Consider the following 23370-nt stretch of genomic DNA (forward strand, 5'->3'; position numbering starts at 1 on the left):
TCCTGTTCATCGTTTGCAGTTGACATGTACCGAGTTGAGGAATTGCAATGAGTGGAGAAGTACTTTCCGGCCGCGCCTTCACGCCGCCCTTCGATGGCGTATCGACGGGCAATGTCCTGAAGACCTCGGAGATCGTGGCGGAGCGGATCGGGCTGCAGCCGGCGGATTTCGCTGGCATTCGGCCAACCGAACTCACCTCCATTCCCAATACCCAGGGCCGCAAGATCGCGCCTGAGTCCGACGCCGTCCTGCCCTCCTATTCACCGGAAGGCAATACCACGCCCTCCAGCATTCTCGACCGGCTGTCGGCTTTCTTCATGCCGGTGGCCGGAAACGGCCAGCCGGAGACGCCGCTGGTGCGATTTGCCGCGGACAAGGATCAGAGCAGCCCGAAGATCGAAGACATCACGACATCAATCGACCGGCTGGAGAAATCACAGCAATTCGCAACCGGCACGACGCTGCTGTCGTCGCTCACCCAGTCGGTGATGTCGTCATCCAAACGGCTGACGCAGGGCCAGTGAACATCATGATCACATCGGCCCTTTCGAGATCATCGATCTCTTCGCCCGCGCGCAAAGTCCTTCCGAAGGCCGCAATGCTTGCCCTCTGCCTGTTCCTCGCCGCCTGCAGCCAGGACGTGCTCACGGGGCTCGATCAGCGCGATGCGCTGGATGCCCAGGTGCTGCTCGAACGCGCCGGCATTTCCGTCACCATGAAGAGCGAAAAGGGCGGGACCTATGCGATCACCGCTGAATCAACCGATCATGCCCGGGCGATCGAGCTGCTGGCGGGCGCCGGTCTGCCGCGTCAGTCGTTTGGAAATGTCGCCGAACTCTTTGCCGGCAACGGCTTCCTCGTGACACCTTACGAACAGAAAGCCCGGATGAGCTACGCCATCGAGCAGCAGCTTGCCGAAACGCTTTCCGGGCTCGACGGCGTGGCGACGGCGCGCGTCCATGTGGTGCTGCCGGAGGAGAACGGCCGCGGGCTCATCAAGGAGAAGGCGAGGGCAGCGGCCGTGCTGCAATATCGCCCCGGCGCCAATCTCAACGAGATCGACATGAAGAGCCGGTCCGTTCTGGTCAACAGCATCCGTGATCTCTCTTACGAAGATGTCTCGGTGGTGGTCAGCCCCTGGTCGGAGGTCGGCGCGCCGGCGGCGGTAGCGGCGGCACCGGCCCCGGCGGCAACCGTGACGCCGGCGCCCGCTACAGCGCCATCCTCGATGGTGCAAAGCGCTCTCTCGGCTTTCAAAGGCCCCAATCTTGCCGTGATCGGCGCCATCATCCTCGCCATCGGGGCATGCCTGCTGCTGCTGTTTCCGCAGCGGAAGGAGCGCTGAGCATGCGCACGCCGCGTGCGGACGGCGAGGCGATCTCGAATGCGGCGAGGATCCGCAAGGCAGCGCTGCTTTCCGCGGATATGCTGACGGCCGCCCGATGGGATGGGATCGCGCCGCTCCTTGCCGACGGATCCACCCTGTCGCCGCGGCTGCATCGGCGGCTTTTCACTGAGATAGCGGAAGCCCATGGCGATCCCGCCACGTTTGCCGACGGCGCCCGCCGCCTGACTTCCATGGCCACGGACGGACGCGCAACGGCCGCGCTCCGGGCGGGCCTCGCCTATCATCTCGCAGCCTTCTGCCCCGCGGTCGATCGCCCGACCCTTACGAGGCTCAGGGCCGCCTACGGCGAGGAAGCGGTCGCATTCGCTCTCGGCCACATCAATCTTTCCGCGGCAACGCCGCCGCTCGATCTGTTGAGCGAGCAGGCAAGGCAGGTCGTCGAGGCCGATGGCTGGTCGATGCTGGCACTTCTGGCAGACGAATACCGGATCTCCGCGGCTTGGCGGTCGGCGGGCTGGCGCGACATGGCTGAAAACGGCTCGGCTTCCCTCTTAAAGGGCCCGGCGCTCGCCCTGGCGGCGGCAGCCGTCGACGAGGTCGCCGCCTTAAAGGAAGGCGCCGGACGATGAGCTCGGGATTTGCACGCCACGACCGCATCATTCCGGCGGAGAGTTTCGGCCAGATCACAGAGGCGGCGCAAATTCTGGAGGCTGCCCAACGGGACGCCGCCCAATCTCAGGCCACACTTGCAGCCGCCAGCGAGCAAGCCGCCCAAAACGGCTATCGCGACGGGTTCGAACAGGGCGTTCGCGATGCCGCCGCACGGCTTGCCGCCTCGCTCGGAAAAGCCGAACGGGAAATTGCCAATCTCGACAGCTGGGTCGAGGCGGTGGTTCTGAAATCGGTCGGACTGATCCTCGGATCGATGGAGGCCGACGAACGCACGAGGCGATTGGTCCGCCACGCCATATCCCAGACCGCTGAGGCGCAGGAGATCGTCCTGCATGTCGCCCCCGACAATGCCGCCATGATCGCCCGGGCAATTGCGGACATCGATCATCGCATCACCATCGAAACGGATCCGCTGATGTCTGCCGGCGAGATTATTCTGGAGACGTCGGCGGGACGAAGCCAGATCGGCTTGAAAGACCAGCTCGCCACCGTGACCGAGGCCCTCGTCCATGGTTGACGCGTTGCTTCGGATGGAGCGGACACTCGAACAAACGGACGTGCGGCGGCAGAGCGGCCGCGTAAAGAGTGTGTCGGGCCTGCTGGTGCGGGCGCTCATCCCCTCGGTCAGGATCGGCGAGCTTTGTGAACTGCATGAGCCGGGCAGGGGTCGCATCGGCCTTGCCGATGTCGTCGGCATCGACGGCGAGACGGCGCTTCTCTCGCTTCACGGCGAAACCCGCGGCATCTCCCAGCGCACGGAAATCATCCCGACCGGCCGGGAACCGACGGTCTCTGTCGGCAGTTTCCTAATCGGCGCGATCGTCGACGCACACGGTAATGTCCTGCGTCCCTCCGCCAATCCCGGCGGCGAGGACGCGCGCTTCCTGCAGCCGCTCTATGGCCAGCCGGTCGATCCTCTGTCGCGCCGCCCCATCCGCCAGCCGTTTACCTCGGGAATTGCTGCCCTGGACGGATTGCTGACCTGCGGCCAGGGCCAACGCATCGGTATTTTCGGCGCGCCCGGCGCCGGCAAGTCGACGCTGGTGTCCCAGATCGTCGCCAACAGCAAGGCCGATGTGATCGTCTGCGCCCTGGTGGGCGAACGCGGACGCGAGGTCGGCGAATTCGTTGCCGGCAACATGCCGGAAGGCGTTCCGTCGAATGTGGCGCTGGTTGTCGCCACATCCGATCGCCCGGCGCTGGAGCGGTTCAAGGCGGTGATGACAGCAACGGCGATCGCCGAATATTTTCGCGAGCAGGGAAAACATGTGCTGCTCGTCATCGACAGCGTCACCCGCATGGCCCGCGCCTTGCGCGAAGTCGGACTTGCTGCCGGCGAACCGCCGGTGCGGCGCGGCTTTCCGCCTTCCGTATTCGCCGTCTTGCCGCAGATCTTCGAGCGCGCCGGCAACAGCGCAAACGGCACGATGACGGCTTTCTATACGGTCCTCGTCGAAGGCGAAGAGCAGGACGATCCGATTGCCGAAGAAACCAGGTCGCTGCTGGACGGCCATATCGTGCTCTCCGACAAGATTGCCAGGGCGGGCAATTTTCCGGCGATCGATGTTCTGGCCAGCCGAAGCCGGACGATGAGCGCGGTGGTGAGCGAGAGCCATCGCCAGGCAGCCGACAAGCTGCGCGCCCTGCTTGCCCTCTATGACGAAGTGGAACTGCTTATCCGCGTCGGCGAATATCGCCAGGGGCGCGATGCCGCTGTCGACGAGGCCGTCGCCAAACACGGCCTCATCCAGCGCTTCCTGTTTGACGGCCAGGGCAAGCCGCAGCCGTTCGGCGCGATCGTCGAAGCCCTCGATGAGCTTGTCCGATGAATGTCGCCGCGCCCGCATGGCCCCACGCATCGATGGCCGGGAACTTCTTTTCCCGTTCCGGCACGATGATGCGCGCCGCCTGGCAAATTCCGGTCCGGGAGCAGACGCTTTCCGTTCGCCCGCTGGCCCCCGATATCGCAGCCGCGCGGACCACCGATCCGGTCGGCATTCTCTGCCACGTCGGTAAACGTGAGCAGATGCTGATTGCGTCGGCCGGCGCATTGCGGCTGCTGGCCGAAAGACTGGAACCGCTGCTCCTATGGGAAAAACTGTCGCCGTCTGAAAAGGCGGCCGTGGTCGAACACCTGTTCGCCGAGGCTTTCGAGGCAATCGAGAATAGGATCGGCATGAGCCTGTCGCTGCTGCAGATCGACGCCGAGACGCAGCCGGATGTCAGCTGCAATTTCGGCTTCGACATCGGCTGGAACGGCATGAGCCTGCCCTTGAGCGGCCGCTTCGATGAAACCGCCCTTGCCGGCCTGGTCGGCTGGGCAAGCCGCCTGCCGCGCCGCACGCTCAATGTCCTGACGACGGCGGTCAGCATCCGGCGCGGTTATGCCGTGCTGTCGGTCAGTGAAATCAAATCCCTGCGGTTGGGGGACGGCATCGTCATCGATGGCGGGGCACCGGAGACCGTGGTCGCGATCACGGGTGAACGTTACCTTGCAACCTGCATGCGATCGGACAAAGGCGCGGTCCTCACCGAACCACTCCTGTCGACGCCAACCGGACCAATGAGGCATTTCATGACAAATGAAACCGTCGATCAGGAATTGCAGGGCGAGCCGCGTCCGTCGCCTGTCGACAGCATCCCGATCAAGCTGGTCTTCGATGCAGGACGGCTGGAGTTGCCGCTGCGCACACTCGAAATGATCGGCGAGGGTTATGTGTTCAACCTCGACAGGCCATTGTCGGACGCCGTCGATATCATCGCCCAAGGCCGCGTTATCGGACGGGGCGAAATCATCTCCGTGGATGGATTGAGCGCCGTTCGCGTCACGGCGCTGCACGACTGATGGAACAGAGCTTTCCTCTTGCCCAGAGCCTCGTGGCGATGGCGGCGATCTCGATGCTGCCGGTTATTGCCGTGATCGCGACCTCCTTCACCAAGATTTCGGTCGTCCTGCTGATCGTGCGTAATGCGATCGGCATCCAACAGACGCCGCCGAATCTCCTGGTCTTTGCGATTGCCATCGTGCTCTCGGCCTTCGTGATGAACCCGGTGCTGCAAAACAGCTGGCAATTGCTGCTCGCCCATAGCGGCGATTTCGGCACGGTCAGTGGCATGGTGGACGGCATGATCAAGGTGGCGGCACCGCTGAAGGATTTCATGCTGAAATTTTCCGACGCCGAGGTGCGCGAATTTTTCGTGCAGGCGTCGCAGAAGATCTGGGCAAACGCGCCGGCAACCCCCATTGCCTCCGATGACATCACCGTGCTGACGCCGAGCTTCCTCGTTTCGGAACTGACGCGGGCCTTCGAAATCGGATTTCTGATCTATCTGCCCTTTCTGATGATCGACTTTGCCGTTTCCGCCATTCTGGTGGCGCTCGGCATGCAGATGATGTCCCCGACCGTGGTGTCGACACCGCTGAAGCTGCTGCTGTTCGTCTCGATCGATGGCTGGCGGCGATTGCTGGAAGGTCTGGTGCTGTCCTATGCGCAGTGAGCATCGCCCCTTCCCGAAAACCCCGGTTCGCGTGCCTGCCACGCGAAAGGCTTGCCGTCATGGGTGAAGACAAGGTCGCAGCCGAAATCGGCATGTCCGTCATGGCGACCTTCGCCTTGGCCGGCCCCATTCTGGGCCTGGCCGCGCTTCTCGGGCTGATCATCGCCATTTTCCAGGCGGCGACGCAGATCCAGGAGCAGACCATCGCGCAGATCGTCAAGATTTTCGTGATCTCCATCACCCTGCTGCTGTTCGGCCGGGTGCTGGCAACGCCGCTGATCGAACATTCCGTTCATATCCTCAACGACTTCCCGACCATGGTTCAGTGAGGCGAGGCGGATGGGGCCGGATCATCTTCCGCTCGTCGGCATCGAGGTCGCGGCACCGGCCGCAGCCATGCTCGGCGCCGCGCGTGCGCTCGGGATCCTGCTGATCTTCCCGCTCTTCTCGCTGTTCAGCATCGTCGGCATTCTGCGTTTCGGCCTGGCAATCGGCCTTTCGGCGCCCTCCGTCGCCTTCGCCTATTCGGTGCTGGCTCTCGGAGATACGTCCTGGTTCGATCTGGCCACCCTTTCGATGAAGGAGCTTTGCTTCGGGGCGCTGATCGGCATGGGGCTCGGCATTCCCTTCTGGGCGGCCCAGGCGGCGGGCGATATGACCGATGTCTATCGCGGCGCCAATGCCGCCAATCTCTTCGACCAGATCAACGCGCTGGAAACCGCGCCGCTCGGCTCGCTGATGATGTCGATCGCCCTGGTGATTTTCGTCAGTGCCGGCGGCATCATCGATCTGGTCACGATCTTCTATAAGTCCTTCGAGCTCTGGCCGCTCTTCAAGCTCATGCCCACTATCCCCGACGATCCGCTCGACATGATATCAGGTGTTTTCGGCCGGCTGTTCAAAGCGGCCGGGTTACTCGCCGCCCCGTTCATGATCGTCACCTGCGCGCTTGAATTATCGCTGGCCTTCGTCGGCCGCTCGTCCAAACAATTCCCGCTGAACGACAGCCTGCCGGCCATCAAGAACTTCGCGGTCATGGTCATCCTCGTGATCTACACGGCCTTCATCTCCAGCTATTTCCACGATCTCTGGATCGATGGATTCAACGAGGTCAAAGCCATGCTGGAGGTGACCGATGGCCAAAAATGACGATACCGAGGAAAAAACCCTGCCGCCGAGCCGGGTGAAGCTCGATCGTCTTCGGCGCGAGGGCCAGGTTCCCCGCTCGAAGGAAATCCCGGTTGCGATTTCCGTCCTTGCCATCGCCGTCTACGTCACCTGGGGCTTGCCTGATATCCTCGAGGATTTCACCCGCAGTTTCGATGCCGGCCTGCAGTCCGCCGCGCGGGCCGACCTCTCCGACGCCGTCACTGTCGGCTTGAGCGAAACCGGCGTGGCGCTGCTCGATCTCATCTGGCTGCCGCTTGCCATAGGTCTTGCCGCAACCATCCTGGTCGCGATCCTCGACGGGCAGGGGTTTCCCGTATCGTTCAAACATATGAGCTTCGATTTTAACCGGCTCAATCCGTTCGAGGGCATCAAGAGGCTTTTTTCGCTCGCGAGCATCGCTGAGTTCGTCAAGGGGCTCGTCAAGTTTGTCCTGCTCGCGGCGGCCGGCGGCGGTGCGATCCTCTATTTTCTCAACAGCATCTTCTGGTCGCCTCTTTGCAGAGAAGCATGCACGCTCTCCGCGGCAGCCCATCTCCTCGGCTCGATCCTCGTCATTGCCGCCGGCATCATGGTAGCGGCGGCGTTTTTGGATATTCGCATTTCGCGCGCGCTGTTCAGGCACGAACACCGGATGACCAGGACGGAGGCGCGGCGCGAATACAAGGATACTCAGGGGGACCCGAAGCTGAAATCGGCGCGCCAGCAGATCGGCGCGGAAATGCGTAGCAGCTCGCCGCGCAGGCAAGGGCCTGCCCGGCAATGAAAAAGCGGGAGCCTAAGGCGCCCGCTTGATCTCAATTTGCGGTTCCAGTCGTCGGGCGTCTCAAACGCCCGATTGATTGTCACCCACACGCGTACAATTCTTCACATCGTCCAGCGTGATCTCGGACAGGAACGTCGCGCCGGCAAGCGAGCTGTCGGTGCGGAAGACGTTACTGCCGTTGGAGAACGCCCCGCCATCGATGGTGACGTCGCCGGCGCTTTTTACCGTCAGCGCATCCTCGCCGACATTCTGCCAATTGACGTTTTCGAGCGTCGGGCCGCCATAGACGTGAATGCCGTCGGGGCCATTCTCGCCGAGATTGACATTCTTGAGCGTCGCGCCGTTCTTGAAAATGAACAGCGGCGATTGGGTTTCGGACTGGCCGCCATCGCCGAGCTTGGACGAGGCCGTATAGGTCGCCCCCTTGCCGTCGAACACGCCTCCATCCACGACGATCGGCTCATTGACCACGATGACGCTGCCCTCTTTCGAGAGGTCGGGCATTTCCGTCGTGGTCTGCAAAGTCGTGGCCTGTTTCTCGTCGGAGTCTGACTGCCAGTTGATGTGCTTGCGCAGCACATCCTTGGGGTCGGACTCAGTGCCGTTTTCCGACGTTTCCCGCGAATTCCGGCACATAGGAAGTCAGCATCGGCGGGTTGCCGGAGAAATCTTCGAAGGGCGAAACCTTGCGGGTTCGGATGGCGGTGAAATCCGTGTCGGCCCTATTGCTGCCGCCAAGGCAACCGGACTCAAGGTCGAAACGGGACGTTCTGTCGAAGTCTATGGGCCTTTGTCCATCTACGCCACACATTGCATTCACCCCAGTTGGTCTCGTCTACTTCACCTGCTCTATGAGCCTGGCCTCTGTTTGGAGCCGGCAGCGTTCCGGATTTGCCCGATCTCTCCGACGGTTTCGATCGTTATATCCCTGTCGATCTCCGCCGCCGCCAGCACCGGAATGCGGCAGTTGTGGTGGATCATCAGCGTCTGGGTGAGCAGGCGCCATTCGCCCGGCACGATGATGACGGGATCGTAACCCCGCTCGTTGGTGTCCTCGAGAGCCTGCCTGGCTTTTTCGGCCAGCAGGCGCAGTCTTTCGGCTATCTCGATCTTCTCGGTCGCTCCAGCGGCATCATAGGACCGGATGAAGTGGTCCCATTCGGCCGGAAGCACCAGCGCCGGCAGCAATCCGCGCCGGTCGAGAAGCCCGAAGGCGATCTGCTTGACCAGCGCGGCGCGCGCCATTTCGGCCACGGCATCCGGCGCGTGATCGGTGCCGGCGTGCAGCATCACTTCCAGCAGTCCGCGCGGCTGGGAAAGCGTCACGCCGGAATCCAGCAGGCGCCTGACGACCGCGACCGTCAGCATCAGCGGCACCTGGGTGGCGACGTCGATCGCCAGTTTGCCGAGACGCGGTTCGAGGCTCCCCAGCCATTGTGCCGCGTCGTCGACGCTGAACAGGGCGCCGATATGGCGGCGGACGATGCGCACGATGTCGTCGGCAATCTGTTCGGCCGTCCGTTCAGGACCGCAGTTGACGAGGCCGGCGGGCACATTTTCGACCTGAAGATGGATCAGATCCTCGGCCATGCGGGGATCGGCGTTGAACGTCGGCACCGTCACGGAGACGCCGACGGCGCGCGCCGCCAGGCGAATCCGCGCGTCCAGCATTTCGCCGAGCCGCATCGCCTCAAGCCGCGCCAGCGTTTCCACCGCGCCGGTGGCGATGACGGGATCGCCATATTTCGCCCTGTCGAGCGGATAGGAATTGGCGCTTTCCACGGCATTCGCCGATCCGGCCGCGGCAGGGCCCGCGCGCCGGCGATGAATCATGAAGGCTAGGCCCGCCAGACACAGGCCGATCGCGGCGAGCACGCTCGTCGGAAATCCCGGGACGAAGCCCGCGCAGATCGTCAGCGCCGCCGCAATCGTCAATGCGCGGGGCTCCCGGAAGAGTTCGCGGCCGATATCGCTGCCGAGACTGCCGTTGCCGTCATCGGACACGCGGGTCACGACGATACCGGCCGAGACTGCCATCAGAATCGACGGAATCTGCGACACCAGACCGTCGCCGATCGACAGCAGCGTATAGAGATGGGCAGCCTCGGCGAAGCTCAGCCCCTTCTGGAAGATACCGATCGCCAGGCCGCCTATGAGATTGACGGCGACGATCACCAATCCTGCGACCGCATCGCCCTTGACGAAGCGCATGGCGCCGTCCATCGCGCCGAAGAACTGGCTCTCCTGTTCGAGACGCGACCGGCGCTTTTGCGCAGCTTCCGTGGTGATATGGCCGTTGCGCAGGTCGCTGTCGATGGCGAGCTGCTTGCCCGGCATAGCATCGAGCGTGAAACGCGCGCCGACCTCGGCGATACGCTCGGCGCCCTTCGTCACCACGATGAACTGCACCAGCGCCACGATCAGAAAAATGATCAGGCCGACGACGACATTTCCCGCAACGACGAAATCGCCGAAGGCCATGATGATCTCGCCGGCATCGGCATCCGTCAGCACGAGCCGCGTCGAGGAAATCGTCAAGGCCAAGCGGAACAGCGTGCCGATCAGAATGACCGCGGGAAAGGTCGAGATTTCAAGCACGCTCTTCAGATAGGTCGTGGTGATCAGCACCACGAAAGCGAAGGAGAGATTGAAGGCGATCAGCACGTCCAGAACGATTGTCGGAAGCGGCAGCACCATCATCGTCACGACGGAGGCGAAAAACACCGCAAGCAGCATATCGGTGCGCTGCGCAAGCATGGCGATGGCGGATGACCTTACCTTCATGATCCGGCTTCCGACGCCATCGCCTATTCTTGTTCGCTGCTGGAAATTTCGGCGAGCTTCGGCTCGGCACTGCCGGCGGAGGCGAAATTGACCGTATCGTCCTCACTGTCACGGGAAACGATCATCTGGTCTTTGCCGATCTCCTTGATCCGCCAGCCGCTCGAAACGACATCGCCTTCCTCGTATCGGCGGCCGTCGGAGCCGATGATGAACCTGACTGGCGTATAGCCGGCGGCGGCGACGAAGCCGTCGAGACCGGAAGAGAAGGCGGTGAGATCGACGATGGAAACGGAACCGCGCCGGCTCATCGAGGCGATGATGCTGCGCAGCTTGGTCTTGTCGGGCAGGCCGAGAGGCCGCGATCCTTCGCCGATGCGAATTTCGTCGGCGGTGGCGACGATGCTCAGATCTTGGGGAAGCTGAGCCATGCGAATGGCCTGGCGGATTTCGGCAGCGATCGCCGCCGATGACGGCGCCGGTTCGGGTGCGGCGGAAACCCTGACGGCCGGGCCTTCGTGAGCCGGCGCGTCGCTGTTGTAAAGGCCGACCAGCAAAAGCATCGCCGCGAGCCCGAGAAGGCCGGCAGCCGCAATCCGGCGTCGCGCGAACCGCCCGCGCCCGGCGCCGAGACCTTCGAGTTCGCAGGCCGTGCCGTCGAAGGAGATGCTCTGTCTCGTTGTAAGGCTCATCGTTCGATCACGCGGGATGGAATGACCATCGATCACCACGTCATCCCGCAGCGCGGTCAACGACACCGCGTCGGAGCCGCGGGAGCGCTGCAGACTGATGGCAAAGGCGGGTTCCGGTTTGGCGCCGAGGATGATCAGGTCGCAATCGGCGCTGCCGCCGACAACCTGCCGCTCCGCCGTCAACGGCAGAATGGAGCTGCGCCCGGCGCGCGTGATACGCAAGACCGGTCCGCCGCGGCCTGTCGCAGCGTTGCCGGCGTTACCTCTGAATGTCGGCGAAGAGGGATCTAGATTCATAGCCATCTTGTTCCCGAACCGTCCGTCGAGCGGCTTTTATTGTCTTCGAGAGCGGGGAAGCGAGACGGGCGAACCCGTCGCGCCATTGTTTCAATCAGCCTGGGCCGATCTTCTTGATGGCGTTTGCGACGCCGTTGATCTTGGTGATTTCAGTTGCAACCTGCAGGCTCTGCGCGGTCGCTTCGTTCTGGGCCGACTTGAAGGCGGAAATCGCCGAGCCGATACCCGCATCGAGTGTCGAAGTACTAGTGCTGGTAGCCATGTCTTGAACTCCTTGCATGGTTTTGGCGGCCAAAACCTTGCAGAATTCCGGATCGAATTCAATAGCTTATGTTAAAAAGTTATTAATTCGCGATATGTACAACAATTGCGCGAAATGGATATCCGTCCTGTTCCCAGCGGACCGATCATCTGCAACAGTAGATCAGATAATTAATAACAGACTGGATTTCGCAGCCCCCTGATTTCCTTCGTTCATTAGTTGTCGGGCGGCATCCGGATCGTGAGGTAAACTCAGATGTTTGCGCGTTTTGTTTACATGGCCGCTATCGGACTGCTGGTCTCCTTTCCTCCATCAGCCGGCGCCGGCGAGCGGGAGGTGCGCCTGGATGTCGTCTCCCTGCCGCTTGGCGATGTCGTCGAGACGCTGTCCTTCATGTCTGGCATCCCGGTCACGACAGTCGGGACGCTGAGCGGCAAGGTCGAGCACTGGTCCGTCCGAGAAAGCGGAGCCAAGGCCTTCGTCAAGCTTGGCGATGCCAGCAATCTCTTCGTCGCCTATGACGGCAGCCGCATCATCATCGCGCCTAAGCAGGAGGTCTCCACCGTTGTCCTCGATCGCGGCGACCGCAGCTGGAAGACCGAGCAAAACGCCATTCGCGCGCTGTTCCCGCTACTGCCGGACGATGCACTGCGTGAAGATCCCGCCAGCGGCTTGGTGCTGGTGCGCGGCCCCGCCGTCTTCACCAAGGCCGTCGAAGACGTGCTGAGCCGGCAGGAAGCCGACAGCATCAAGGTCATCAAGGGCGGCCAGCTGGAAATCCTGACGACGAACAACGGTGCCTGAGCGGCTGATATGAAGGCGCTGAAGTCTCTCAGGCAGTTACTGGAGATCCGCAGCCTGCGGGCGGACAATCTTTCCCGCAGCCTCTCCGAGGCGCGGGCGGACGCCGAAAACGCGCGGGAGCGGGAAGCGAAAGCCTCCGAAGCGCTCGACATCGCAGCAAGCCGGGCCGCAGGCAATCCTATCGTCGACGAATTGCGCAAGAGCGGCGTTATCTCCGCCGCCAAGCTTCAGGACGCGTTGATGCGACAATCCGTATTGCGCAGCCATGAAGCCGATGCCGGCCGATCGCTTGCGCAGCGCAAAGACGCCCGGTGCGCCGCGCAAGAGCGGGCAGAACAAGCCGCCGCCGATTTTTCGCGAGCACAGAAGGCGGTATTGCGCGCCGAATTTTCGCTTGAAGCAGCGGAGAAAGTCGACCGGTAGAGAGCTAAGAACCAGCAGATGAACCAACCGCCTTGGCAGCGAACCAGCGTAACCGCTGTCCTGATGCAACGTTCCGCGTCATCGCTTGATCATTGATGTTCAGCCTCAGCTTGAAATTAGTGCTCACGTTACGAATGCGAAACCTACCCGGGCTCCCCTCTTGTTCAGCAATGGCTGGATGGTGAACTTCGAGCGCATCACGATACGGAGTTGATCCGCGGCGTCGACCGGCCGTAATGGCTCCGCAGCTGGTGTCTTAAGCCAGGGTCCGAGTACGGCACGCTCATTCCAGCGCGTTTCCTCCGACCGCCATCTGTTTTTCTCCCGCCAAGCCTGTTTGCTCATCGTAGCTAGGAACTGCTCAACGGCCATGCCAATGATAACGCCCTCAAACAGCGCGGCGATTAGCAGTTCAGGAATTTCGAAGTCTGCAATGGCTATACCGCCCGAAGCGCCTACTGCGGCAGCCCCGATGATCAGCCGAGGTGCTGCTCACAGCACCAACCTTTGGCCATATTGCATGCCCCTCTCCGGATTTCCCGCCGCGATAGTACAACGCGCGTACCATATCCAAAAAAATGAGGTCTCGACCGCATGAAGCTTCCCCCGAGAAACCGATATTGGCTCTAGAGGACAGTCGACATCCGCTTCCGCTCAGGACGTTCCTACGTCGTGGCACGGCGCGATTTCGAGGCCAGCGCTCCGGCTTGTTGCTATGGAGCTCACGTTTTGGACGAGGAAGATCGCATAATGGATCGTCGGGGACGGCGTGATCGCGCTGCTTGTGGGGTCGATTCGGATCCAGCCGGTGGGATTCGGGTGGCGGAAGCGCTCGCGCACTGAGAGCCTGCGCAATCGACAAAGCTAAAAGCACCTTCGCGGGCCGAAGGAACCTGTCTTAAGGAAGGGGCGGGCCCGGCATTTCTCGCCTCGGTGGAGGTGGCGAATATCCGCCAGTTAGGTTCCTATTGCGGCGCGCATATCGCGCTTGTGAAATGCAATTAGCGGAGGCACGGAGACTTCCGGTTTCAACGGCGATTTTAGACGGGAAGCCGTCATGCTTGACGAGCAAGAAAAATATGCATTAGGCCTTGCTTGACAGAAGGGCAGCTCCGGTCTTTCATGGCGGCATTCACCAGGGGGGCCCGGCAAGGGGCTGAGATACTGCTGAACAATAAGGTGTTGCTTGTTGTGGCGCAGTGACCCGTTGAACCTGATCCAGTTCATACTGGCGTAGGGACGGTGCAAGCGCTCCAAGGCTTCGGATTCACGCGTGGAATCCATGCCGGCGTCTTTTCATCATTCCGGCTGACTGGGTCTCCAACTTTCAATTTGGAGCCTCAAACTATGACATTGCCGCAAAAAACTTCACCCCAACCGTCACCACCGGCCCGCTGCCAGTGTCGCGGAAGGCTGGACGCGATGGCGGCGAAATACCGACAGGGCGGCGATCTTTACATGTCGGTCGTAGAGGCCGCTAAAATACCGATTGGAGGATGACCATGCGCGTTCTTGTCAAGGGGGCCGGCGTTGCCGGCCTCACCGTGGCCTGGCAGCTTTATCGCCAAGGCTTCCGTGTCACCCTTACGGAGCTGGCCGACAAGGTCGGGGGCGGCGCCTCCGGCCTTGCCGGCGGCATGCTCGCCCCGTGGTGCGAACGGGAAAGTGCGGAGGAACCGGTGCTGACGCTCGGTCGTAATGCCGCCGATTGGTGGGAGGCAGCATTGCCCGGCCACGTCAAACGCCGAGGAACGCTGGTGGTCGCGGGTGGGCGAGATACCGCCGAGCTGGACCGCTTTTCCCGCCGCACAAGCGGATGGGAATGGCTGGACGAGGCGGCGATCGCAGCTCTGGAGCCTGATCTCGCCGGCCGCTTCCGCAGGGCGTTGTTCTTCCGGCAGGAAGCGCACCTCGATCCACGGCAGGCGCTCTCGGGACTTGCGGCAGGACTGGAGAACGCCCGCGTGCTTCTCGTGTTCGGCGTCACGGGCAATGCGAACGTTGCCCATTATGACCGGGTGATCGACTGCACCGGTGCCGCCCAGATTGGCCAACTGCCCGAATTGCGTGGTGTTCGAGGCGAGATGCTCTGCGTCGAAACGCGCGAGGTCAGCCTTTCTCGCCCCGTCCGCCTGCTGCATCCGCGCCACCCGATCTATATCGTGCCGCGCGAAAAGAACTGCTTCATGGTCGGTGCGACGATGATCGAAAGCGACGATGCCGGCCCGGTTACCGCGCGTTCGCTGATGGAATTGCTGAACGCCGCCTACGCCTTGCATCCTGCCTTCGGCGAGGCACGGGTTACGGAAACCGGCGCAGGCGTGCGGCCCGCTTATCCCGACAATCTGCCGCGTGTGACACAGGAGGGACGCACCCTCCATGTCAACGGCCTCTATCGCCACGGCTTTCTGCTGGCGCCGGCCATGGCCGGAGAGGTGGCGCGGCTTCTTCTAACAGAACAAGCGGAAAGGAGGGCGCCATGACCTTCATCATCAATGGCGAGGAACAACAGGTCGCGGCCGCGACGCTCGCAGATCTGCTTCTCGCTCTGGACTACGAAGGCGGGTGGCTCGCAACCGCGGTGAACGGCGAACTGGTACACCGCGAGGATCGCGTCGATTTCATGCTTGGCGAGCGCGACCGCATTGAAATTCTCTCACCGATGCAAGGAGGCTAAGATGCTGAAACTTTACAGCGTCGAGGTCCATTCCCGGCTGCTGCTTGGCACCGCCCGCTACCCGTCTCCGGCCGTGCTTGCGGAAGCAGTGAGACGATCGAAGACCGAAATTGTAACTGTTTCGCTTCGGCGCGAGGCCGTCGGCGGCAAGGCGGGCGGCGCCTTCTTTGAGCTGATCCGCGAGCTTGGTGTGCGCGTGCTTCCCAACACGGCCGGATGCCACAGCGTGCAGGAGGCTGTGCTGACGTCGAAGATGGCGCGCGATGTTTTCCGCACCGACTGGATCAAGCTCGAAGTGATCGGCCATCACGATACGCTGCAGCCCGATGTTTTCGGCCTCGTCGAGGCGGCACGCATCCTGACCGGCGAGGGCTTTCACGTCTTCCCCTATACGACCGACGATCTTGTCGTCGCCGAAAGGCTGCTGGACGCCGGCTGCCGCGTCCTGATGCCTTGGTGCGCGCCGATCGGCTCTGCCATGGGAGCGGTGAACCCGATGGCGCTGCGGGCATTCCGAGCACATTTTCCGGATGTGCCGCTCATCGTTGATGCCGGCATCGGCCGCCCATCTCATGCCGCCGCCGTCATGGAATACGGCTATGATGCCGTTCTTCTGAACACCGCCGTTGCCGGCGCGGGTGATCCCGCCGCCATGGCCGAGGCCTTCGCGTTTGCCATCAATGCCGGCCGCATCGCGCATGGCGCCGTGCCGCTGGAGCCGCGCGACATGGCCGTTCCTTCCACTCCCGTCATCGGAAAGGCCGCCTTTTCATGAAGCTCGATCCCTTCTATCTCATCGTCGACAGCGCCAACTGGGTCGAGCGTCTCGTGCCGCTCGGCGTCAAACTCGTCCAGCTGCGCATCAAGGACCAGCCAGAGCCGGTGCTTCGCGAGGAGATCCGGCGTGCGAAAGCCGCCTGCGCGGCAGCGGACTGCCGATTGATCGTCAACGATTACTGGAAGCTCGCGATCGATGAGGGATGCGATTTCATCCATCTCGGGCAGGAGGATCTGGCGGCAGCCGATCTGGCTGCAATCGGCCGCGCCGGCCTGAAGCTCGGCCTTTCCACGCACGACATAGCGGAACTAGAGACGGCGCTGGCCGCCCGTCCGGATTACGTGGCATTCGGACCGGTCTGGCCCACGGTGCTCAAAGAGATGAGATGGACGCCACAAGGCGTCGAACGCATTGCGAACTGGCGGCGGCGTGTCGGGCCGATGCCGCTCGTTGCCATCGGCGGGATCACCGCCGAGCGCGCGCCGCTGGTACTGGAAAACGGCGCCGATACCGCTGCCGTGGTCACCGATATCACCCGCAACCCCGATCCCGAAGCCCGCACACGACAGTGGCTGGCCGCGACCGCGCCTTGGCGGTCCGTGACTGAGAGGCCGCACCTGGGCTCTCTACAATGAAAAGGCAACAATAAAGAGGACCAAAAGGCGGATGCGTCAGGGGCTCGCGACCACCGCTCGCTGGTTCAGACGCTGACTGAGGCACCATCGGAAGGTTACTATCGAACATCCGATCTTTGCAACGCAACGATGCCGCAGTGGTTCAGTGATCGGGCTGGCCGAGGGCGGGTCGAAACTTTGAAGTAAGGCTCTCTTCATAGAGTTAGCGCTCGCTGCAAATCATCGTGCTCGAACGCACTGGCCATACGGTTGATCTCGGCTGACCGCGCACCGACCGCCTTTGCGGTCTCGCGCCACCTTGCTGTGGAGGTCGCGACTTCCTTAATGATCGCGCGAGCCTGGGCGAGCGTGAGGGCGAAGAACCCGGCAGTTTCTTCCAGCAGATCAAGGGAGCAGGTGCCCTCATCAAGATCTATGTTGGTCGTCAGGACGCGCGCCTTGACGTCAGTAGGCACTGGATTGAGGTCATAGGCAGGGGACAACGACCAGCCGGCTTTGCCGAGCCACAGAAAGCCGTGATTTCTCAGGTGGTCATCGACGTTGGAAATCAGCACATTGAAGGCGACGCGGCGATAAAGCGCGTGCGCATCGGTCTTTCCCTGCGCGCCGTGTTCGGCCAAGGCGTCTACGATCTCCGGATAGCTTCCACGCTCGCCGTCCTTTGCGCCCATCATCGCCATCGCGGACAGGAAGGGGATCCGGACAGCACCATCACGGTCGAAGCGACGCGAGAGCATGACCTTCTTGCCGGCGACGTCGATGAGCTCGTGGAGGGGCGTGACAATGCCGGCTTGTTCAGCCAGTTGCAGAGCGACCTCTTCCGATGTCTCCATGCTGTAGTCGTCGGTTTCCTTAGGAAACTTGGCGATCGAGAGATGGCCATGTTGATCGATAACAGAAGCCTTCGGACGCGCTCCACCAAGCGAGGAGCCAGGCGCGAAGATAAGTTGGAGGTCTTCGTCGGTTTCCTCATCGCGCAGAATACGTTCGGTGATCTGCAGTAGGCGGCCGAGCTCGATGAGGGCGGGAACGCCGGCACGGATCGGCGCCTGGAATTCCTCGTCGCCAACCCGGCGGAACCGGAGCGCGCCGAGCCGTATCTCGTCGGCGACCCCAAGCAGATAGTCGCTTTCGGCCAGCGTGCGAACGGCCCGGCCATCGCGCTCAGCCATGCGCCTTTCCGAGCGTTGCATGAGGCGTCGGCCCCATGTATCGGGTGCCGAGTCACCAATAGAGCCAAAGTTTGCGAGGCCGGCGGGTGGGGCGAACGCTCCCCGGCTCAGAGCTAGAGCGGGCTCCAGCGAGAAGCGGCCGGGGTCCTCTAGCCAGGCACGGTCATACTCAAACACGATCGTTTCGGCACCACGGACGCGATTGCTTCGCGCCAGTCCGATCGGACGGGTGTGACCGTGAAGGTCGAGATGAACTTCAAAATCAGCCATCGCGTGACGATCCCGGCGATCGCTTTGGGTGAGCGTGCTTGGGCAACTCCGCACTGGCCAAAGATTGGCCGACGCTGTCGTTACTGATGTCGGCGACTTGGCTCAGCCCAACTAGCAGGCCGAGTGCCTGGAGGACGCCTGCATAGATGCCGATGCTGACATTGGTGTCGCCGGCCTCGATCTTTTGAAGCGTTGAGCGTGAGGTGAAGGCACGTTCGGCTACTACCGCCATAGGCAGGCGGCGACGTCGACGTGCGTCGTGGATGTCTGCGCCCAGTTTGCGCAGCGCGCGCCGCACAGCGGCCGGAGGGTTATGAGGTGTAGGCATTTGTCACCTTCGCACTGCAGATAGGCCTAATATGTAGCACGAAGATGACAATTTTGCCAGAGGGATGGTCAGGTAGAAAAGCCGTTCGTCGAGCGCCACCCCGTCTGGTTCGTTTGCCGAGCAATCCTGCGATTAACTAGCGGTGTCCAATTCTCACCCTAAACTTCATCAGCAAGCAAGCAAGCAAGCAAGCAAGCAAGCAAGCAAGCGGAAAGTGAACCGTATCTTTGGCAACGTCAAAGATGGTGGAGTCGATATCGTTCGGCGTCCCGCTTGCCGCCAGGTCCCCCTTGTCCCTGATAAAGTTACGAACGTTCGCATAAGGTATCAAAAACGCTCTTCCGGGCTGTGCAAAGCAAATGACCGGGAACAACGAAAATCGCCTCAGCGGTCATGCCGAGCGGGCGCTGCTCCATGACGGCCGCTGCGGAGGGGAGCTTCGGCCAGTGATGCATGCGGGTTTCGGAGCCCATCGTCTCACGCACGAAGGAGATCATGTCTAAAGCCGGGATCCAGGGAGCACTGGGACGCGCCGTTTAATCGCCAAGCAGCGAAGATCGGCCGGCTGCACCTCGCAAGCGCCCGGACATTGCGCCTAAGCGGCATTTGGTTGCTGACGTGGCCGGAGAGATAGGCTTCCGCCGCTGCACCGGTATGCCATTCCTTCAATGTTACATCTCCGTTACGATCCCCACCGCATCTTGTCCGGTTCACAACAATGCTGTCCTCGATTAATCCTTCATAGGCTAGCTAAGAAGCGGAAAATATTACAGATTCCGTGTTCCGAACCTCACCGGAGGAGACTGGCATGAGTCTTGAACTCCTAGAACTAAGCGGCGAGCAATCCCCGTGGTGGAACGTGTCGCGTACGGTCGAAGTCTTTTGAATCTTGAAAGGGAAATACATGGCAGGTCTGCGTCAGTTCGCACTCTACGGAAAGGGGTATCGGCAAGTTCACGGCCTCTCAAAATACGCCCACTGCCCTTGTCGACCTCGAGAAGCTGATTCAACCCGCCTAATTCTAAATCCGAAAGCCCAGGACACGGTGTTACAACTGGCGGCGAATAGGTCCGGTTGAGGATCTGGAGTTCGCGGAGAAACATACCGCCACTGAAATATCGAGACGGAATCTCGCTTGTGAAGCGCTTTTCGTCAACCCCGTCGGCGCATGCCAGCCGCTTGCCGGTGTTGTTGCGGCCGCCCGGTTTCGAGGGGGCCATGTCTTTCGTCCGGGCCAAGTTGCGTTTCGCCACAGGTCCCATTTGTCGCACCATTTTAAGGAAGGTGTTATCGGAGGCGGGTGTGGCCGTGGTTAAACCGCATCCAGCACTCAGGAGGATTTAAGCTGATGTCAAACGTCACCCCTGTCCCCGACAATGCTCTATTAGATGAGAAAGACGCTCTCAGCACGCCTTTCGTTAAGTGTCTCTTGCGACTGATGCGTGCTCAAGACACCTTTGAATTGTGGCAAGAAAAATCGGACGCCGATTTGGTCTGTGATTTCATCGTGACGAGGCAGCAGCGTAGGGCGATTCCTCTCATCGGGGGACCTGACCTGGAGGTGCAGTGGCGGCTTGAGATCTTCTATGCCGCTGTGGCACTTGCTATAGAGGAGCAGTCCGGACTGATCGCGTCACCGGTGTTGACTGTGAACCATGAGGGATTCGGTCGGATATTACTTACGGCTGGGCGGCTCGTCGTACTGTCGAAGACGCTCCGCGACGTGCATCGATTTGGCTTCGACAACCTGCGAAAGCTTGCCGAGGCGGGAACTGGCCTGGTCGATAATGGCTTAACAACAATTAAGACCTATTCAGATGTAGCGCGCGTTTGAGTGCGGTTGAAATGGCTCATATAGGGCGGAATTCTTCGCTAATCTGGCCAGCAATCAAGCCGATCAAAGGGGACCTTACAGCTCTTGGCGCGGGGGGCGACATGGAGGAGCCCGCATGACAGTGCGTTCACTACTCGTTACGGCTCCTCTTGGCTCCGGCGTATCTTACAAGCACTGATCAAGCGACGTGTATTGGCTGCTCAGCCCATTCGGCAATGGCGCTTCGGGCATTTGGCGGACGAGGAAGAGGCTTTGGTTGACCAGCTCGTCGCGCATCTGCCGTTGAAGCTCTCGACATAAGCGTTTTGCATCGGCTTCCCGGCGTGATGTCGTGCCACTCGAGCTTATGATCTTTCGACCGGGCAAGGGTGGCATTCGAGGTCTTGTCCGAGAGATCATTGCGAGTTTGCCGCGTCGTTCGATGAGGGTCGTCAGCTCTCGAGCGACGCGACGACGCAAGATCGAGGTGTCCGGGATCGCCGCCAGGCATTCGCGCGTCACATCGTCGACGATGTTGAGCACGCGAAACCGCCTTCCGCAAGCGAACTGGTCGTGAACGAAATCCAGCTACCAGCGGGCATCGGCTTTCGCTTCGACCAGGACCGGGCGCGCGCGCCGACAGCATGCCGCCTGGCTTTCCGGTTGCGAACGAAAAGTCCTTCTTCGCAATAGAGAGGGTAGATGCGGTTGACCCCAGGCGGCTCTCCCTCCCGCCGAAGCAGACGAACAGTCGCCGATAAACCATGACGTTCGCAACCGTTTTTCAACTTGGACAAAATCCCCGCTTCGAGCCGACATGGCCTACACGGATCAAGACCTTTGCGCCCGCCACAATCGAGCGTAAGGACCATCAGTTTTCAGCAGGTCAGCGTGCTTTCCCTCCTCGATGACCCGCCCCTTGTCCAAGACCACAATATTGTCCGCCCCACGAACGGTCCTCAACCGATGAGTGATGACTATGATGGTCTTCCCAGCGCGAGACAGATCCTCAACAACCCGCAGCACAAATTCTTCGGCTGCCGAGTCCAGGGAGGAGGTCGCTTCGTCAAGGATTAGAACGTCGGGATCCCGGTACAGGGCCCGAGCCAATGCGAGGCGCTGCTTCTCGCCTCCGGAGAGGCGAACCCCGTTCTCGCCCAGATGGGCCTGGAACCGCCCGGGCCAGCGCTCGATGCACTCCCGCAGTCCTATTCGATCACAGATACGTACGATCTTATCGAACTCCGGTTCGAACTCGCCCAGGGCGATGTTCTCGATCACGGAACCGGAGAAGACGTCTATCGATTGCGGTACTGCAGCCATGACCTTGTGCAGTGATGCGCTCGAGAGGTCCTGGAGGGCATATTGGCCGATCCGAATGCATCCATCCTCAAGCTGGTAGACATTCTGCAGCAGAGCCGCAAGGGTGCTTTTGCCCGAGCCGCTCTCACCCACGACGGCCGTCAACTCTCCTTGGCGAAAGGAGACGCTTAGATCGCTGAAAACCTCCGCCTGCGCGCCATAGCGGAACGTGACGTTCTCCAGGCGAATATCTCCGAGATCGGTCTTCGTGGCATCGATGCCGCTGCTGCTTGCCGACTCCAGTTCAAAGATCTCGAAAAGTCTATCCGCCGCGATAAACGCGTCTTGAACGATCCGGTTGGTCTGGATCAGGCGGGCGACCGGCCGGGTGATATAGCCAAGCAACGTATAGCAGGACAGCAATTCGCCGGGCGTGACGGCCTGTTCGAGCGCAAGCGTGGTTCCAAACCACATCAGCACGATGGTGAACAGGACCGACAGGAACGTCGAGGCGTTGTCGCCGCAGATTAAGATCAGCCCGGAGCTGTAAACGGAATGCAGCATCTTTACGAAGCGGGTCTCCATTTTGAAGTTTGCGAAGCTCTCGACGCCGGAAGTCTTAATGGTGAAGACGGCTCCGAGTGATTCTACCAGTTGCGCCTCGAGTTTGGCGTCATTTTCCATGATGACACGTTGGAGATTTCTGTTCATCCGATTGATGGCCCAATATGCCAGGATGTACATTGGAATGGCGAGCGCCACGATCAAAGCAATATCCCAAGAATAGATGAACATCATCCCGAACGAGAACAGTATCATTAAAACGTCAACAAACATATTTATCGAAACGTCGTTCAGGAAGCTCCTGATTTTCACAGCGTCGTTCATGCGCGACACGATTTCTCCCATGCGCATGCTGTCGAAGAACTTCTGGGGCAGGGCCAGGATGTGATTGTAATAGCCGAGGATCAAGCAGACGTCGATCTTCTGCCCCGTCTGCAGGACGAGTCGGCCTCTTAGGAGGTTGATCAGGATCTGTATCACTAGGATCAGCAGCATTGCGATGCTCATCAAGTTGAGCAGGTTGCGGTTTCCCGCTGGGATCACGTGATCAACGATCTTCTGAACGTAGATCGCCGTCGAGAGACTGAGGACGGTCGTCACCAGCGCGCCGGCGAGAGCCTGCGCCATCACCGTGCGGTGTGGCGCGAGTAGGCGGGCGAATCGGGCGAGGGGCGACGTGGTCTCGTCTCGGCGATTGAATGTGTCTGCCGGAACCAGCAGAACCAGGACGCCGGTCCATTGCTCCATGAATTCCTGATGCGGCACTTTGCAGATTTGGCCAAAGGCCGGGTCCATGACGATAACCCACTTGGCGTCGATCGCATGGACCACTACGAAATGGTGCAGGCCCTCCTTGACGACGTGCGCGATAGCGGGCTTAGGGATCTTGTACAGGCTGTCGAAGCCACCTTTGACGCCTTTCGCGATGAAGCCCAGCTTCTGCGCCGCCTCCGTGAGCCCCAGCACGCTCGTACCGGAGCGGTCGGTCGACGCATACTGGCGGATGCGCGCCAATGGCAACTTGTAGCCGTAGAAGGCTGCGACAGAAGCAAGGCTGGCGGCGCCGCAATCCGTGATGTCACGCTGCTTGAACTTAATGGCCTTACTCGACATGGAGGCTC

The 23370-nt window shown here is 61.2% G+C and carries 24 protein-coding genes, 3 pseudogenes and 1 riboswitch; of the genes and pseudogenes, 18 read left to right on the forward strand and 9 right to left on the reverse strand.

Annotation, left to right across the window (positions count from 1 at the left end):
* Nucleotides 1–47 precede the first annotated feature (47 nt).
* From GGI60_RS26280 to GGI60_RS26325, 10 genes are read left to right on the forward strand one after another with little or no spacing between them, the layout of a single operon-like run.
* The gene (locus GGI60_RS26280) at nt 48–524 is read left to right on the forward strand and encodes a hypothetical protein (RefSeq protein WP_183919282.1); all 477 of its coding nucleotides are present in this window, start codon (nt 48–50) and stop codon (nt 522–524) included.
* A complete protein-coding gene (gene sctJ, locus GGI60_RS26285; RefSeq protein WP_088396738.1) occupies nt 521–1345 on the forward strand; it encodes a type III secretion system inner membrane ring lipoprotein SctJ in 825 nt (274 codons plus the stop codon). Before GGI60_RS26280 ends, sctJ begins: the two co-directional genes overlap by 4 nt.
* Before the next feature lie 2 nt (nt 1346–1347).
* On the forward strand, nt 1348–1977 hold the full coding sequence (locus tag GGI60_RS26290) for a hypothetical protein (protein WP_088396739.1): 630 nt from the start codon (nt 1348–1350) through the stop codon (nt 1975–1977).
* Complete coding sequence (sctL, locus tag GGI60_RS26295) at nt 1974–2537, forward strand: type III secretion system stator protein SctL (RefSeq protein ID WP_088396740.1); 564 nt, start codon at nt 1974–1976, stop codon at nt 2535–2537. The genes GGI60_RS26290 and sctL overlap by 4 nt, the downstream gene beginning before the upstream one ends.
* Complete coding sequence (locus GGI60_RS26300; RefSeq protein ID WP_088396741.1) at nt 2530–3849, forward strand: FliI/YscN family ATPase; 1320 nt, start codon at nt 2530–2532, stop codon at nt 3847–3849. The genes sctL and GGI60_RS26300 overlap by 8 nt, the downstream gene beginning before the upstream one ends.
* On the forward strand, nt 3846–4865 hold the full coding sequence (locus GGI60_RS26305; RefSeq protein WP_088396742.1) for a FliM/FliN family flagellar motor switch protein: 1020 nt from the start codon (nt 3846–3848) through the stop codon (nt 4863–4865). Before GGI60_RS26300 ends, GGI60_RS26305 begins: the two co-directional genes overlap by 4 nt.
* On the forward strand, nt 4865–5518 hold the full coding sequence (gene sctR, locus GGI60_RS26310) for a type III secretion system export apparatus subunit SctR (protein ID WP_088396743.1): 654 nt from the start codon (nt 4865–4867) through the stop codon (nt 5516–5518). The genes GGI60_RS26305 and sctR overlap by 1 nt, the downstream gene beginning before the upstream one ends.
* 59 nt (nt 5519–5577) lie before the next feature.
* A complete protein-coding gene (locus GGI60_RS26315) occupies nt 5578–5847 on the forward strand; it encodes a flagellar biosynthetic protein FliQ (protein WP_183919281.1) in 270 nt (89 codons plus the stop codon).
* Between the two features lie 10 nt (nt 5848–5857).
* Nucleotides 5858–6667: an EscT/YscT/HrcT family type III secretion system export apparatus protein gene (locus GGI60_RS26320; RefSeq protein ID WP_088396745.1), complete on the forward strand. Its 810-nt coding sequence runs from the start codon at nt 5858–5860 to the stop codon at nt 6665–6667.
* Nucleotides 6654–7451: an EscU/YscU/HrcU family type III secretion system export apparatus switch protein gene (locus GGI60_RS26325; protein WP_183919280.1), complete on the forward strand. Its 798-nt coding sequence runs from the start codon at nt 6654–6656 to the stop codon at nt 7449–7451. Before GGI60_RS26320 ends, GGI60_RS26325 begins: the two co-directional genes overlap by 14 nt.
* Before the next feature lie 60 nt (nt 7452–7511).
* On the opposite strand, the gene GGI60_RS26330 is transcribed toward GGI60_RS26325, so the two are convergent.
* From GGI60_RS26330 to GGI60_RS26345, 4 genes are all read right to left on the reverse strand, one after another.
* On the reverse strand, nt 7512–8087 hold the full coding sequence (locus tag GGI60_RS26330; RefSeq protein WP_245303157.1) for a pectate lyase: 576 nt from the start codon (nt 8085–8087) through the stop codon (nt 7512–7514).
* A 213-nt stretch (nt 8088–8300) separates the two neighbouring features.
* On the reverse strand, nt 8301–10235 hold the full coding sequence (locus tag GGI60_RS26335; protein WP_183919279.1) for a flagellar biosynthesis protein FlhA: 1935 nt from the start codon (nt 10233–10235) through the stop codon (nt 8301–8303).
* Nucleotides 10236–10258: 23 nt separating this feature from the next.
* The gene (locus GGI60_RS26340; RefSeq protein WP_183919278.1) at nt 10259–11227 is read right to left on the reverse strand and encodes a hypothetical protein; all 969 of its coding nucleotides are present in this window, start codon (nt 11225–11227) and stop codon (nt 10259–10261) included.
* Between the two features lie 88 nt (nt 11228–11315).
* On the reverse strand, nt 11316–11483 hold the full coding sequence (locus GGI60_RS26345; protein WP_007636000.1) for a hypothetical protein: 168 nt from the start codon (nt 11481–11483) through the stop codon (nt 11316–11318).
* A gap of 255 nt (nt 11484–11738) precedes the next feature.
* Between GGI60_RS26345 and GGI60_RS26350 the strand changes: the two genes are divergently transcribed.
* Nucleotides 11739–12287: a hypothetical protein gene (locus GGI60_RS26350; RefSeq protein ID WP_183919277.1), complete on the forward strand. Its 549-nt coding sequence runs from the start codon at nt 11739–11741 to the stop codon at nt 12285–12287.
* 9 nt (nt 12288–12296) lie between these two features.
* Nucleotides 12297–12710 (forward strand): hypothetical protein, encoded by a 414-nt coding sequence (locus tag GGI60_RS26355; RefSeq protein WP_183919276.1) that lies wholly within the window; start codon nt 12297–12299, stop codon nt 12708–12710.
* Nucleotides 12711–12854: 144 nt separating this feature from the next.
* Here GGI60_RS26355 and GGI60_RS32820 read toward each other — a convergent pair.
* Nucleotides 12855–13190 (reverse strand): annotated as a pseudogene (locus GGI60_RS32820) (hypothetical protein); the annotation flags it as partial.
* A 647-nt stretch (nt 13191–13837) separates the two neighbouring features.
* A riboswitch (TPP riboswitch) is annotated at nt 13838–13968 on the forward strand.
* 244 nt (nt 13969–14212) lie between these two features.
* Here GGI60_RS32820 and thiO point away from each other — a divergent pair.
* Genes thiO through GGI60_RS26375 form a run of 4 tightly spaced genes read left to right on the forward strand, consistent with a single transcriptional unit; the run spans nt 14213 to nt 16800 of the window.
* Nucleotides 14213–15193, forward strand: a complete 981-nt coding sequence (gene thiO / locus GGI60_RS26360) for a glycine oxidase ThiO (RefSeq protein ID WP_183919275.1) — start codon at nt 14213–14215, stop codon at nt 15191–15193.
* The gene (gene thiS / locus GGI60_RS26365) at nt 15190–15387 is read left to right on the forward strand and encodes a sulfur carrier protein ThiS (RefSeq protein WP_007635990.1); all 198 of its coding nucleotides are present in this window, start codon (nt 15190–15192) and stop codon (nt 15385–15387) included. The genes thiO and thiS overlap by 4 nt, the downstream gene beginning before the upstream one ends.
* Nucleotide 15388: 1 nt before the next feature.
* Nucleotides 15389–16162 (forward strand): thiazole synthase, encoded by a 774-nt coding sequence (locus GGI60_RS26370; RefSeq protein WP_183919274.1) that lies wholly within the window; start codon nt 15389–15391, stop codon nt 16160–16162.
* Nucleotides 16159–16800, forward strand: a complete 642-nt coding sequence (locus GGI60_RS26375) for a thiamine phosphate synthase (protein ID WP_183919273.1) — start codon at nt 16159–16161, stop codon at nt 16798–16800. The genes GGI60_RS26370 and GGI60_RS26375 overlap by 4 nt, the downstream gene beginning before the upstream one ends.
* Before the next feature lie 194 nt (nt 16801–16994).
* On the opposite strand, the gene GGI60_RS26380 is transcribed toward GGI60_RS26375, so the two are convergent.
* Together GGI60_RS26380 and GGI60_RS26385 are read right to left on the reverse strand one after the other, a co-directional pair.
* Nucleotides 16995–18242 (reverse strand): type II toxin-antitoxin system HipA family toxin, encoded by a 1248-nt coding sequence (locus GGI60_RS26380; RefSeq protein ID WP_183919272.1) that lies wholly within the window; start codon nt 18240–18242, stop codon nt 16995–16997.
* The gene (locus tag GGI60_RS26385) at nt 18235–18570 is read right to left on the reverse strand and encodes a helix-turn-helix domain-containing protein (RefSeq protein ID WP_007635986.1); all 336 of its coding nucleotides are present in this window, start codon (nt 18568–18570) and stop codon (nt 18235–18237) included. The genes GGI60_RS26380 and GGI60_RS26385 overlap by 8 nt, the downstream gene beginning before the upstream one ends.
* Nucleotides 18571–19474: 904 nt before the next feature.
* Between GGI60_RS26385 and nifH the strand changes: the two are divergent.
* Nucleotides 19475–19667 (forward strand): annotated as a pseudogene (gene nifH / locus GGI60_RS32195) (nitrogenase reductase); the annotation flags it as partial.
* A gap of 251 nt (nt 19668–19918) precedes the next feature.
* Entirely contained in the window at nt 19919–20404 is a 486-nt protein-coding gene (locus tag GGI60_RS26390; protein WP_183919271.1) for a NifX-associated nitrogen fixation protein, read from the forward strand.
* Nucleotides 20405–20591: 187 nt separating this feature from the next.
* Here GGI60_RS26390 and GGI60_RS26395 read toward each other — a convergent pair.
* Both GGI60_RS26395 and GGI60_RS26400 read right to left on the reverse strand, forming a co-directional pair.
* Nucleotides 20592–21210 (reverse strand): annotated as a pseudogene (locus GGI60_RS26395) (integrase core domain-containing protein); the annotation flags it as partial.
* A 4-nt stretch (nt 21211–21214) separates the two neighbouring features.
* Nucleotides 21215–23362, reverse strand: a complete 2148-nt coding sequence (locus GGI60_RS26400) for a peptidase domain-containing ABC transporter (RefSeq protein WP_054185923.1) — start codon at nt 23360–23362, stop codon at nt 21215–21217.
* Nucleotides 23363–23370 lie beyond the last annotated feature (8 nt).

This window comes from Rhizobium lentis (assembly GCF_014200175.1).
In the GTDB taxonomy this organism is placed as follows: Bacteria; Pseudomonadota; Alphaproteobacteria; order Rhizobiales; family Rhizobiaceae; genus Rhizobium; species Rhizobium mulingense.